Annotated in this window: 11 protein-coding genes and 2 rRNA genes; 7 read left to right on the forward strand and 6 right to left on the reverse strand. The window is 60.7% G+C overall.

What is annotated here, in order from left to right:
• Positions 1–250, forward strand: a 23S ribosomal RNA gene (locus P3C29_RS27940); the annotation flags it as partial.
• Between the two features lie 156 nt (positions 251–406).
• A 5S ribosomal RNA gene (rrf, locus tag P3C29_RS27945) occupies positions 407–522 on the forward strand.
• A 143-nt stretch (positions 523–665) separates the two neighbouring features.
• Here rrf and P3C29_RS27950 read toward each other — a convergent pair.
• On the reverse strand, positions 666–1,556 hold the full coding sequence (locus P3C29_RS27950; RefSeq protein ID WP_275965976.1) for a LysR family transcriptional regulator: 891 nt from the start codon (positions 1,554–1,556) through the stop codon (positions 666–668).
• A 101-nt stretch (positions 1,557–1,657) separates the two neighbouring features.
• Here P3C29_RS27950 and P3C29_RS27955 point away from each other — a divergent pair, with 101 nt between their 5' ends.
• The 3 genes from P3C29_RS27955 to P3C29_RS27965 all read left to right on the forward strand — a co-directional run bounded on the left by P3C29_RS27955 (position 1,658) and on the right by P3C29_RS27965 (position 5,719).
• Entirely contained in the window at positions 1,658–3,073 is a 1,416-nt protein-coding gene (locus P3C29_RS27955; protein WP_275965977.1) for an aldehyde dehydrogenase family protein, read from the forward strand.
• 194 nt (positions 3,074–3,267) lie between these two features.
• A complete protein-coding gene (mrdA, locus tag P3C29_RS27960) occupies positions 3,268–5,160 on the forward strand; it encodes a penicillin-binding protein 2 (protein ID WP_010166602.1) in 1,893 nt (630 codons plus the stop codon).
• A gap of 91 nt (positions 5,161–5,251) precedes the next feature.
• On the forward strand, positions 5,252–5,719 hold the full coding sequence (locus P3C29_RS27965; RefSeq protein ID WP_169389226.1) for an SRPBCC family protein: 468 nt from the start codon (positions 5,252–5,254) through the stop codon (positions 5,717–5,719).
• A 21-nt stretch (positions 5,720–5,740) separates the two neighbouring features.
• Here the strand turns inward: P3C29_RS27965 and P3C29_RS27970 are convergent, their stop codons facing one another.
• The gene (locus P3C29_RS27970) at positions 5,741–6,328 is read right to left on the reverse strand and encodes a hypothetical protein (RefSeq protein ID WP_010166606.1); all 588 of its coding nucleotides are present in this window, start codon (positions 6,326–6,328) and stop codon (positions 5,741–5,743) included.
• 140 nt (positions 6,329–6,468) lie between these two features.
• On the opposite strand from P3C29_RS27970, the gene P3C29_RS27975 reads away from it, so the two are divergent.
• Both P3C29_RS27975 and P3C29_RS27980 read left to right on the forward strand, forming a co-directional pair.
• Complete coding sequence (locus tag P3C29_RS27975) at positions 6,469–7,503, forward strand: M4 family metallopeptidase (RefSeq protein ID WP_169389225.1); 1,035 nt, start codon at positions 6,469–6,471, stop codon at positions 7,501–7,503.
• Positions 7,504–7,513: 10 nt separating this feature from the next.
• The gene (locus tag P3C29_RS27980; RefSeq protein WP_010166611.1) at positions 7,514–7,828 is read left to right on the forward strand and encodes a protealysin inhibitor emfourin; all 315 of its coding nucleotides are present in this window, start codon (positions 7,514–7,516) and stop codon (positions 7,826–7,828) included.
• Between the two features lie 8 nt (positions 7,829–7,836).
• On the opposite strand, the gene P3C29_RS27985 is transcribed toward P3C29_RS27980, so the two are convergent.
• The 4 genes from P3C29_RS27985 to P3C29_RS28000 are packed head-to-tail and all read right to left on the reverse strand — an operon-like array spanning position 7,837 to position 12,184.
• Positions 7,837–8,808 (reverse strand): cyclase family protein, encoded by a 972-nt coding sequence (locus P3C29_RS27985; protein WP_201124904.1) that lies wholly within the window; start codon positions 8,806–8,808, stop codon positions 7,837–7,839.
• Between the two features lie 27 nt (positions 8,809–8,835).
• Positions 8,836–9,594: an SDR family oxidoreductase gene (locus tag P3C29_RS27990; protein WP_008434578.1), complete on the reverse strand. Its 759-nt coding sequence runs from the start codon at positions 9,592–9,594 to the stop codon at positions 8,836–8,838.
• 32 nt (positions 9,595–9,626) lie between these two features.
• Entirely contained in the window at positions 9,627–11,075 is a 1,449-nt protein-coding gene (locus tag P3C29_RS27995) for an aldehyde dehydrogenase family protein (protein ID WP_275965978.1), read from the reverse strand.
• A gap of 2 nt (positions 11,076–11,077) precedes the next feature.
• Positions 11,078–12,184 (reverse strand): tartrate dehydrogenase, encoded by a 1,107-nt coding sequence (locus P3C29_RS28000; protein ID WP_275965979.1) that lies wholly within the window; start codon positions 12,182–12,184, stop codon positions 11,078–11,080.
• Between the last annotated feature and the right edge of the window lie 48 nt (positions 12,185–12,232).

Below are 12,232 nucleotides of genomic sequence, written 5' to 3' on the forward strand. Positions count from 1 at the left end.
GTACGAGAGGACCGGAGTGGACGAACCTCTGGTGTTCCGGTTGTCACGCCAGTGGCATTGCCGGGTAGCTATGTTCGGAATAGATAACCGCTGAAAGCATCTAAGCGGGAAACTAGCCTCAAGATGAGATCTCACTGGAACCTTGAGTTCCCTGAAGGGCCGTCGAAGACTACGACGTTGATAGGTTGGGTGTGTAAGCGCTGTGAGGCGTTGAGCTAACCAATACTAATTGCCCGTGAGGCTTGACCATATAACACCCAAGCAATTTGCTGACCTGAAAAGGCACCAGATTGCGGTGTGTGAAGACGAAATGAACCGAAAGTTCGATTCTTGCAAACACCGAAAGCTGTCACATACCCAATTTGCTGAAGCGAGGCCAGCTGGCCACGACTCAGTACCCGAATTTCTTGACGACCATAGAGCATTGGAACCACCTGATCCCATCCCGAACTCAGCAGTGAAACGATGCATCGCCGATGGTAGTGTGGGGTTTCCCCATGTGAGAGTAGGTCATCGTCAAGATTAAATTCCAGAACCCCTGATTGCTAACGCGATCAGGGGTTTTGTTTTTGGGCGGTTGAAAACTAGCGAGCTTGCTTGCGAAAAACTTCAACGATTACACGGGTCAACAGATGCCCCCGCGCCTATAAATTCCGCCTCCCCGTTTAAAACCCTTGCTCCCTGATCAGCTCAATCAGCGCCCTTAACCCGGCCGGCACATGGCGCCGACCCGGATAATAGAGACGCAAGCAGTCAAAAGACGGCGTCCAGTCCTCCAGCACGCGTACTAGCGTCCCTTTCGCTAAATCAGCGGCCGCATTCCATTCCGTAAGATAGGTCAATCCCAGTCCCGCCCTGGCAGCCTCAAGCATCAGAGTCGGGTTATCCAGGGTCAAAGCACCCTGCACCTCTACAGCGATCGCCTCGCCATGACGCTCAAACTCCCAGTGATAGATTGCCCCGCTGGGCATCCGGCTACGAATACACGCATGAGCACGCAAATCCATGGGACTAAGGGGCATTGGGTGGCTGGCAAAGTAGTCCGGGCTGCCCAATACCGCAAAACGCTGGGCAGGGCTGATATCAATTGCGATCATGTCTTGAGGAACGGTATCCCCCAGTCGAATCCCCGCATCAAATCCCTGCGCTACGATATCCACCAGGCGCCCTTCAGTGACGATATCCAACTTCATCCGAGGATAACGTCGCAGGTACTCCAGCAGCAGTGGCATCACCTGCTTTGCAGCACCCGCCGAGGTATTCAGGCGCAAGGTCCCGCTGGGTTCCGCGCTGCGATTTCCCGCCTGTTCCAAAGCCGTGCGGATGCTCAACAGTGCCGGGGTAATCGTCTCGACAAACTCTGCCCCCACTTCAGATAACGACACACTGCGCGTCGTGCGGTTGAACAGCCTCACCCCCATTCGCGCTTCAAGCCCTGCGATAGAGTGGCTCAGCGCCGACGTTGACACGTTCAACTCAGTCGCCGCCGCGCGAAAACTGCGATGCCTTGCCACGGCCAGTACGGCTTCCAGTTCATTCAGCCCGGATGTGTTCATTGTCCTGAATCACTCATTAACTCATGCCGATTTGTACGGCTTATCAGCTCAATCATAGTGACTTACCGTAGGACGCACTAGCTCAGCGTCCCGGAGGACCTATGCAACACATCAACCAGATTTACATCAACGGCGCCTTTGTGACGCCCCACGGCGAAGAGCGTTTTGACCTGTTCAATCCCGCGACGGGCCAGCGTATTGGTCAGGTTCGGTTGGCAAATGAACAGGACGCCCAGGTTGCCATCGCTGCCGCCAAGCGAGCGTTTGCCGAGTTTTCCCAAAGCTCCAAAGCTGTACGCATCGGCTATCTCCAACGCATGCACGCCGCCGTTGAATCGATTGAGGACGAACTCACCCAGGCAATCATCGAAGAGTACGGTGCGCCGGTTTCCCGTGCGCGATGGATGGCCAGGCATGCCGCCAGCGTCCTGAAGGATGCTGCTTCGATGCTGGAGAACTACAGCTTCTCCCGACGCATTGGCATCGCCGAGGTGGTCATGCAACCGCTGGGCGTGGCCGGATTGATCACGCCCTGGAACAGCAATGCCGGTTTCATCTGCGGCAAGCTCGCTGCAGCGTTGGCCGCCGGCTGTACCGCGGTGATCAAACCCAGTGAGATGAGCGCCATCCAGACTTCTATCGTCACTCGTGCACTTCATGAAGCGGGTTTGCCTCCCGGCGTGTTCAACATCGTCACCGGCCGTGGCGAAACCGTAGGCGCGGTGTTGGGCACCCATCCAGACATTGCAAAAGTCTCTTTCACAGGCTCGACTGCTGTCGGCAAAACGATCCTGCGTGCCGGCGCCGACACCCTGAAACGAATCACCCTGGAACTGGGCGGTAAATCACCGGTGCTGATTCTCGATGATGCGGACCTCAAGACCGCCGTGCCCATGGCGCTTCAGGCCGGCTTCATGAACAGCGGCCAGGCGTGCATTGCTGGCACTCGAATCCTGGTACCTGAAAATCGCCTGGCTGAAGTCGAAGCGCTGATGATCGAGGAGGTGGCCAACGTACGAGCCGGCAATCCTCATGATCCAGTTACCGCCGTCGGCCCCATGGTCAGTCAAAAACAATGGGAGCGGGTGCAGCGCTACATCCAGATCGGGATTGAGGAGGGCGCTCATCTATTGGCGGGAGGTCCCGGTTTGCCAGAAGGTATCAACGCCGGCTGGTTCGTAAGACCCACTGTATTCAGTCGCGTGAACAACCAAATGACCATCGCCCGCGAGGAGATTTTCGGCCCCGTATTATCGATTATTACCTACACAACCGAGGACGAAGCCCTGGCCATCGCCAACGACACGCCCTACGGCCTCCAGGCGTACATTCTGTCATCAAACCCCGAACGCGCCCGCAGGCTGGCCAGCCACATCGACGCTGGCCGCGTCCTGATCAACACGCTGGCCCATGAGCCAATGGCACCGTTTGGTGGTTTCAAGCAATCGGGTATTGGCCGCGAGTACGGCACATTCGGCATGGAAGCCTTCCTGGAACCCAAGTCGGTCTTGAGCTGATTTCTCAGCATAAAAACGCATGAATAAGGTCGCCGGCCCAAACCAAAGTGCATGAACAGCCCCATATGCACGCCGTTCAGGGAAATCGATGCAAAGTGTTTCTGCATTTTTGGTATGGTGCAGCACATTTTCACAGGGACTGATTTTACTCCGCAGGATGCGGCGTCGACCTTATTCAACGAGATGCTGTAGAAATGCCTGAACCGATACCCATCAAGGATCACGAAAAAGAAAACCGCCTGGTCAACAAGCGGCTGCTGGCCTGCGCACTGCTGGTGATCGGCATTACCTGCGCCCTGGTAGGCCGAATGTACTTCCTGCAGGTGGTGCAGTACGACTATCACTCCACGATTTCGGAAAACAATCGTGTCCATGTCCTGCCGATTACACCGACGCGCGGCCTGATTTATGACCGTAACGGCGTAGTACTTGCCGACAACCGCCCGAGCTACAACCTGACGATCACCCGCGAGCGCACGACCGACCTCAAGGGAGAACTGGACGCTATCGTCAGCCTCCTGCATCTGCCCGCTGAAGACCGCGGTGTATTCGACAAAGCGCTCAAACAGGCGCGTCATCCCTTCGTGCCCGTCACGCTGTTTTACGAGTTGACCGAAGAACAGATCGCCGTGCTGGCCGTCAACGAATTTCGCCTGCCGGGCGTGGACGTCGAGCCGCAATTCGTCCGCCATTACCCGCTGGGTGCGCACTTTGCCCACTCCATTGGTTACGTTGGCCGGATCAACGAAAAAGAATCCAAGGCCCTCGACTCGGTGGAGTACCGGGGCACGCAGTCCATCGGCAAAACCGGTATCGAGCGTTTCTACGAGTCGGAGCTGCATGGCCACGTCGGCTATGAAGAAGTCGAGACCAACGCCCAGGGCCGCGTGCTGCGGGTGCTCAAGCACACCGACCCGATCCCCGGCAAAAACATCGTGCTGAGCCTGGACGTCAAACTCCAGGAAGCCGCCGAAGAGGCCTTGGGCGATCGGCGCGGCTCGGTGGTGGCCCTGGACCCGGCAACCGGCGAAGTCCTGGCGATGGTCAGCAAGCCGAGCTTTGACCCGAACCTGTTCGTCACCGGCATCAGCTTCAAGGAATACGCTGCGCTTCACGATTCCCTCGACCGGCCGTTGTTCAACCGTGTACTGCGCGGGCTCTATGCGCCGGGTTCGACGATCAAGCCGGAAGTGGCCATCGCCGGCCTCGACAGCGGAGTGGTCACCGCCCAGACCCGCGTGTTCGACCCTGGCTACTACCAACTCCCGGACTTCGACCACAAATACCGTAACTGGAACCACAGTGGCGACGGCTGGGTGGACATGGACGCGGCGATCATGCGCTCCAACGACACCTACTTCTACGACCTGGCCCACAAGCTGGGCATCGATCGCCTGCACGACTACCTGGCCGAGTTCGGCCTCGGCCAGAAAGTCTCCCTGGACATGTTCGAAGAGTCTGCCGGTTTGATGCCATCCCAGGCCTGGAAGCGTGCAACGCGGCGCCAACCGTGGTTCCCGGGTGAAACCGTGATCCTCGGCATCGGCCAGGGCTACATGCAGGTCACCCCGTTGCAACTGGCCCAGGCCACTGCGCTGATCGCCAACAAAGGCGTGTGGAACCGACCACACCTGGCCAAGACCATCAATGGCGTGGCGCCAGTGGATGAAAACCCGATGCCTAACGTCGTCCTCAAAGACCCGCGCGATTGGGAACAGGTCAACCACGGTATGCAGCTGGTTATGCACGACCCACGTGGTATCGCCCGGGCAGCCGCAGCCGGTGCGCAATACCGGATTGCCGGCAAGAGTGGTACCGCCCAGGTGGTGGCGATCAAGCAGGGTGAGCGCTACAACCGCTTGAAAACCCTGGAGCGCAACCGCGACAACGCCCTGTTCGTCGGCTTCGCCCCGGCGGAGCACCCGCGTATCGTGATTTCAGTCATGATCGAAAACGGCGAGGCCGGTGGCCGTGTGGCAGGGCCGGTGGTGCGCCAGATCATGGATGCCTGGTTGCTCGATCAGGAAGGCCACTTGAAGCCGCAATACGCGACCCCCAGCAAGGCACCGGGTGATCCCCACGTTTAAGGCCATGGGGCATGACGCGAGTCATGCCCTATCCCTTCTCAAAGGTTGCGCATTGGTCGATGTCGCCTACTGTCAATACAGGAGGTGTCTCATGCACGAATCAAATGAAATCAAACGTAAGGTCCTGCTCAACGCTCCACGTCAACGCGTCTGGGAAGCACTGACCGACGCCGAGCAATTCGGCAGCTGGTTTGGCATCGCCCTCAAGGGCAAGCAGTTCGCACCGGGTCGGGCCATTGAAGCCCAGATCACTTACCCCGGTTACGAGCATGTGGTGTGGAAGGCGACAATCGAGCGCCTTGAGCCGCAAACGCGGTTCTCTTTCAGTTGGCATCCCTACGCCGTAGACAAGGATGTGGACTACGACACGGAAACCCCCACGCTGGTGGAGTTCACCCTTGAGGATCACGCCGAAGGCATCTTGTTGCGAGTGGTGGAATCAGGGTTTGACGCAATCCCGGAAGCTCGCCGCCAGAAAGCCTACAAGAAGAACTCCCGAGGCTGGGACGATCAGATGAACAACATCGAAGACTATTTGGCGCAGGCCCATCAGCCTTGAGCTGATGGGCCTGCGCTGCCATCAGCCTTCGTGGGCGGTGCTGATTTCCAGGGTGTCGGTGTAGGTCACCAACACGCTCTGGCCGACCTTGAGGTCTTTGAGGCCGGCGCGGATTTCCGGTTTTTCCACGGTCAGCACTTTGCTTAGGCCCGCCGGGTTCTCCAGGGTCACCTGGTTTTTCTTCAAGTCGATGTGGGTGATCTTCAGTTGCACCTGCACCTGGCGGAAGGCAGCACCGCCCGGGTTCGGGTTATCCGCAGTGGCACGCAGCACGCCGGCTTTCTCGGTGGCGTCGGGCGCGCCCTTGTCGATGTCGGTGTCCAGTACGGCTGCGACCGAATGAGTCACCAGCACCTTGACCTGATCGCCAACCTTGAGGTTGCCCAGGTCCTTGGCCTGGTCGCTGAGCTGCACATGCACCTCGCGGCCTTCAGCGCCCTGGAGCACCACCTGATGGCTGGCGGCATCCACTTTGAGCACCTTGGTGGTCACCTCATCGGCTTCCAGCGACTTGGACAGCGGGATATCGGCGGCATGTGCCGTCAGGGCACCGGCGGATAACAGGATTGCCAGGGCAATGGCCTGGCGAAGCGGGCGAATGACATTCATTGAGTGGACTTCCATGTAAGAGGAGTCCTGAGTCTAGTGGCGAGTCGGCGATACGCAAATTCGCCACCCGATCCAATCGAACCTCGGGGGCAAAACCGCATCACAACAAGACAGACAGCTATCTGACAAGGAGAACGCCCATGCCCAGTCCAGGTTCGTGCCCGGGATTTATCCCGCCCTACATTCTCCATCGGCTGATCGACCACGGTTCCGATTGGCAGCGCTCGCGAGCCCTGAATACCCTGACCCACGTTCGCCAGTTACTGCCCAATCCGGGCAAGCCTGGCCAGGCTTCGGCGGCGCCCGTTACCGGCGCGTTGCAACGCAATGTCTACGACGCCGGCCACCTGACGGTGCTTCCAGGTGACCTGGTACGCGCAGAGGGGCAGCGGGCCAGCGGCGATGCGGCGGTGGATGAGGCTTATGATGCCTTGGGCGCGACCCATGATTTTTTCTGGCAGGTTTACGGGCGCGACTCCATCGATAATCGCGGTTTCGCACTGACCGGCACCGTGCATTATGGCGAAGGCTATGACAACGCCTTCTGGAATGGTGCGCAAATGGTCTTTGGCGACGGCGATGGTGAGGTGTTCCAGCGCTTTACCCGGTCCCTGGACGTGGTCGCCCACGAACTGACCCACGGCATCATCGAGAGCGAAGCCGGCCTGGTTTACCGCAACCAGTCCGGGGCGCTCAACGAATCAATCTCCGACGTGTTCGGCGTCCTTACCCGGCAATACGCGCTCAAGCACACGGCTGAGCAGGCGGACTGGCTCATCGGCGCAGATTTGCTGACCGACAAGGTCCATGGCAAAGGCCTGCGCTCCATGTCCCATCCCGGCACCGCCTATGACGACCCGGTGCTGGGCAAGGACCCGCAGCCGGCGCATATGCGGGACTTCGTCGTCACTCAGGATGACAATGGCGGCGTGCACCTGAACTCCGGGATCCCCAACCGTGCGTTTTACCTCGCAGCGACGGCCTTGGGCGGCGCGGCCTGGGAGCAGGCAGGGCAAGTCTGGTATGACACCCTCTGCGATAAACAACTCGATAATGATGCGGACTTCCAAGGCTTTGCCACCTTGACCGTCGCGCATGCCCGTGAGCGTTTCGGCGCCACCCAGGCCAAGGCGGTAGAGAAAGCCTGGGCCGGTGTGGGTGTGAGCCCGGGATGAGGAGAATGCGATGAAACAGCTACCACCCCTGGGCAGCGATGCCACGGTGCGTCTGTCCCGCCAAGGCGGGGTAACAGCGATGTTGAGCCGGCCGCGCGAGATCGAGTTTGCCCAATGCAATCTGGATGAGCGTGAACAGATCTGCACGTTGCTCAACGGTTGCCTGCCGCTGGCCTCGGTTGACTCGGGGAGGGGCGACCAGCGCTTCTACCAGATCGAAGTGCGCTTTCGCCAGGATGATCGCGATGACCGGTTGATGCTCCAGGTGCCCGAAGAGTTGGCACCTGGAGAGTTGGTCCGGCTATGGGACAAAGGTCAGGTCTGATCCTCGGGTTACTTGATCACCACCGGGTTCACCGGCGCGCCACTGCCCCCGACAATCTTTAACGGGGCGGCGGTGTAGAGGAACTTCCACTGGCCGTCGTCTGCGCAATCGGCGGCCAGTTCCTCCAGCAGCACGATTTCGGTGAAGGCGATCCCCAGGTTGCGCATCAGCGCGCAATGCAGCGGAATCTGCACCCCGGACACCGGGTCGGTGATCACTTCGTTGGCGATGGTGTCGGTCACCAGATTGGGGATTTCCATCTCGTGGAACCACTCCACCAGCTCCCGGCTGTACGTCAGCCCCGGCTCCATCAGGTCCTTGAAGAACTCGGTTTTGCCCAGTTCATAAAACGCGCCCATGGAGCCGGTGCGGATGATCAGGATGTCGCGCTTTTCAATGGTCACGCCCTGGGCCTTGGCGGCGTCGAGCAAGTCCAGGTGGTTGAAGGTTTCACCACGGCCCAGGCACTTCTTGCCGCGATACCGGGCCATGTCGATCAGCACGGCGCGACCCACCACACCCCGTTCGGCAATCGCCAATACACTGGCCTTGGCCATGCCGCCGACCGTGGTGTTGGCGTCGTAGCCGTTCCACAGTTGATTGTCGTACCAGGCGTGTCCGAGGGCGTCGTACTGGGTCGAGCCTTGCAGCTGCATGAAGATCACGTCGTCGGAGTACGCCGCGCCGCCGGTCATGTGCGGCTGTTTGCCGAAGTGGTAATGGCTGTGGTCCAGGGTGTTGAAGCGCATCGACGGGTTGCGCGCCGGCCACATCGGGTCGCCGCCCGGGTGGCCGATCTGCACTTGCAGGGTAAAGGTCTTGCCCTGGCGCACCGAGGCGACGCCCCGCAGTACTTCGGCTTCAGTCAGGTAATTGAGGGCGCCGACTTCGTCGTCCGGTCCCCATTTACCCCAGTTCTTTGGCAGGCCTTCAAGCAATTGTCTGGTGTTCGGCTCGTTCTTATTATGAAGATCACACATAGCAATTCCGGTCCCTGTGAGAGTGAGTTACACGCAGCGTCCGCCATCGACTTCCAGGCAGGTGCCGGTGATGAACGCTGCTTCGTCCGACGCCAGGTACAGGCAGGCGTTGGCCACATCTTGCGGGGTGGAAAAGCGCCCCAGGGGAATGGTTGCCATGAACTTCTGGCGGTTTTCCGGGGTGTCCGGCACGCCCATGAATTCGCTGAGCAACGCCGTGGCACCGACGACCGGATTCACGCAGTTGACGCGGATATTGTCCGGCCCCAACTCTGCCGCCATGGTCTTGCTCATGACCACCACTGCACCCTTGCTGCCGTTATACCAGACCAGTCCCGGACGCGGACGGATCGCCGCCGTCGAGGCAATGTTGACGAACACACCGCCGCCCTGGCCGCGAAAGTGCGGCACAAAATGCTTGGCGCTCAGGAAGATGCTTTTGACGTTGACCGCAAACACCCGGTCGAACTCGGCCTCGTCGACCTCCAGCATCGGCCGGTTGCGGTGGGTGGTGCCGGCGTTGTTGATGACGATATCCAGGCCGCCGAACTGTTCCAGGGTGCCGCGCAGCAGGGCGCCCATGCTTTCATCGTTGGCCACGTTGACCTCGATGAAATGCGCATGGCCGCCGCTTTCGGCGATTTCATTGACCACCCGCTGGCCGCCGACCGCGTTCATGTCGGCGACGATCACCTTGGCGCCCTGGCGGGCAAAGGTCTTGGCGATGCCCTCACCAAAACCCGAACCGGCGCCGGTGACGATCGCAACTTTATTGGCTAAACGCATGGTGTGTTCTCCGTTCTTGTTGTTGTGAGGAATCAACCGTGTTTGATCGCAATGGTCTTCAAGGTGGTAAAGCCCAGCAGCGCCTCGAAGCCCTTTTCCCGGCCATAACCGCTGGCCTTTATCCCGCCAAATGGCAGCTCGACGCCGCCACCGGCCCCGTAGTTATTGATGAACACCTGGCCGCAGCGCAGCTTGCGGGCCAGGCGCATTTGGCGTGCGCCGTCGCGGGTCCATACGCCGGCCACCAGGCCGAACTCGGTGCCGTTGGCCAGGCGAATCGCTTCGGCTTCATCGTCGAAGGGCATTACGGCGAGTACCGGGCCGAAGACTTCCTGTTGCGCCAGGCGACTGTCTGGCGGCACATCGCGAAATAGCACCGCTTCCTGGAAATACCCGTCGCTGCCGGCCTCGGCCACCACCGTGCCGCGCGCGGCGACGGTGATCCCGGCCTGTTCGGCTTCGCGAATAAACTCGCGCACCTGGCGCTGCTGCTTCTGGTTGATCAGCGGGCCCATGTCCAGGTCCAGCGCTGAAGGCCCGGCGCGCAGCTCGGAAAAACGCTGGCTGAGGCGCGCCAGCAGGGTTTCGTAAATGCTGCGCTCCACCAGCAAGCGGCTGCCGGCGGAGCAGGTTTGCCCGCAGTTCTGCACGATGGCATTCACCAGCACCGGCAGCGCTTCATCCAGATCGGCATCGGCAAACACCAGTTGCGGCGACTTGCCGCCGAGCTCCAGCGTCACCGGGCAGTGGCGCTCGGCGGCGGCTTTCGACACCGCCGTGCCGGTGACAGTGGAGCCGGTGAACGAGATGTGATCGATGCCCGGGTGTGCGCACAACGCCGCGCCGGCTTCGTAGCCATAACCGGTGACCACATTGATCGCGCCGGCCGGAAAGCCCACCTCCGTGGCAATTTCCGCCAGGCGCAGCAACGACAGACTGGCATCTTCCGCCGGCTTGACCACACAGGCATTGCCCGCCGCCAGGGAGGCGCCGACGCTGCGCCCGAAAATCTGCATCGGGTAATTCCACGGGATGATATGCCCGGTCACGCCATGGGGCTCGCGTACCGTCAGCACCGTGTAGCCGGCCTGATACGGCAGGGTTTCGCCGTGCAGCTTGTCGGCGGCACCCGCGTAATATTCGAAATAGCGGGCAAGGGCGGTGGCATCGGCGCGGGCGACTTTCAGCGCCTTGCCGGTGTCCCGCGCTTCGATCTGCGCCAGCTCTTCATGATGTTCCAGCACTGCCACGCCGAGCTTGGCCAGCAAGCGGCTGCGCTCCACGGCAGACAACTGGCCCCACGGTCCATCGAAGGTTTCCCCGAGGGCCTGGCGCGCCGCGCTGATCGCCGCGTCGATATCGGCGGCCGTGCCACGGGCAATGCTCGAATAGGTTTCGCCGGTGCTCGGGTCGATCACCGGAATGTCTTCCAGCGAGGTCGACGCCCGCCATTGGTTGGCAATGTAATGTGCGTGGGTCATGTTCAGCTCCTGTTCCCTGCGACGCATTCGGCGATGGCGCGGCCCACTTCGACGGTGCTGGCGCTGCCGCCCATTTCCCGGGTGCGCGGGCCTTCGGCAAGCACCGTTTCGATGGCGGACACGATGGCCGCCGCGGCTTCCTGATAAAGCGGATCACCGTCACCCAGGTGCTCGATCATCAGTGCGGCCGACCAGATCTGCCCGATCGGATTGGCGACGCCCAGCCCGGCAATGTCCGGCGCCGAGCCGTGCACCGGTTCAAACAACGACGGGTAGCGCCGCTCCGGATTGAGGTTGGCCGACGGCGCAATGCCGATGGTGCCGGTGCACGCCGGGCCAAGGTCGGAAAGGATGTCGCCGAACAGGTTGGACGCCACCACCACATCGAACCAGTCGGGATGCTGCACGAAGTGCGCGCACAGAATGTCGATGTGGAACTTGGCGGTCTTCACGTCCGGGTAGCGCCGGGCAATCTCGTTCACCCGCTCGTCCCAGAACGGCATGGTGATCGAGATCCCGTTGGATTTGGTCGCCGCCACCAGGTTTTTCCGAGGCCGTTGTTGCGCCAGTTTGAAAGCGTAATCCACCACGCGGTCCACACCTTCGCGGGAGAAAATCGATTCCTGTACCGCGATTTCCCGCGACGTGCCTTCCCACATGCGCCCACCGACGCTGGAATATTCGCCTTCGGTGTTTTCCCGCACCACGATGAAGTCGATGTCCCCCGGTACACGGCCGGCCAGCGGGCAGGGCACGCCGGGCATCAGGCGCACCGGGCGGATATTCACGTATTGATCGAACTGGCGGCGGATCTTCAGCAGCGACTCCCACACAGCGGTGTGGTCGGCAATGATGTCTGGCGCGCCGACGGCGCCGAAGAAGATCGCGTCATGGCTGCCGATCTGTTCGGCCCAGTCGTCGGGCATCATCGTGCCGTGGGCCAGGTAGTGCTCGCTGCACCAGGCAAAGTGGTCGAAGTGAAAGTGAATACCGAAGCGCCGGCTGACGGCGTCGAGTACCCGCAGGCCTTCGGGCACCACTTCGCGGCCGATGCCGTCGCCGGGAATCACGGCGATGCGGTGGGTGGAGCGGTTGGGGGATTGGGACACGCCGTGTCTCCTGTGTTGTTTTTATAGGAAGGTCTGGCGGGGGCATTC

The sequence above is a fragment of the Pseudomonas sp. 1912-s genome, from assembly GCF_029269205.1.
Classification (GTDB): domain Bacteria; phylum Pseudomonadota; class Gammaproteobacteria; order Pseudomonadales; family Pseudomonadaceae; genus Aquipseudomonas.

What these genes read in the sequence shown, in the direction of transcription:
- P3C29_RS27950 (WP_275965976.1), bottom strand. Translation starts at nt 1,556, where the DNA reads ATGAACACATCCGGGCTGAATGAACTGGAAGCCGTACTGGCCGTGGCA.
- P3C29_RS27955 (WP_275965977.1), top strand. Translation starts at nt 1,658, where the DNA reads ATGCAACACATCAACCAGATTTACATCAACGGCGCCTTTGTGACGCCC.
- mrdA (WP_010166602.1), top strand. Translation starts at nt 3,268, where the DNA reads ATGCCTGAACCGATACCCATCAAGGATCACGAAAAAGAAAACCGCCTG.
- P3C29_RS27965 (WP_169389226.1), top strand. Translation starts at nt 5,252, where the DNA reads ATGCACGAATCAAATGAAATCAAACGTAAGGTCCTGCTCAACGCTCCA.
- P3C29_RS27970 (WP_010166606.1), bottom strand. Translation starts at nt 6,328, where the DNA reads ATGAATGTCATTCGCCCGCTTCGCCAGGCCATTGCCCTGGCAATCCTG.
- P3C29_RS27975 (WP_169389225.1), top strand. Translation starts at nt 6,469, where the DNA reads ATGCCCAGTCCAGGTTCGTGCCCGGGATTTATCCCGCCCTACATTCTC.
- P3C29_RS27980 (WP_010166611.1), top strand. Translation starts at nt 7,514, where the DNA reads ATGAAACAGCTACCACCCCTGGGCAGCGATGCCACGGTGCGTCTGTCC.
- P3C29_RS27985 (WP_201124904.1), bottom strand. Translation starts at nt 8,808, where the DNA reads ATGTGTGATCTTCATAATAAGAACGAGCCGAACACCAGACAATTGCTT.
- P3C29_RS27990 (WP_008434578.1), bottom strand. Translation starts at nt 9,594, where the DNA reads ATGCGTTTAGCCAATAAAGTTGCGATCGTCACCGGCGCCGGTTCGGGT.
- P3C29_RS27995 (WP_275965978.1), bottom strand. Translation starts at nt 11,075, where the DNA reads ATGACCCACGCACATTACATTGCCAACCAATGGCGGGCGTCGACCTCG.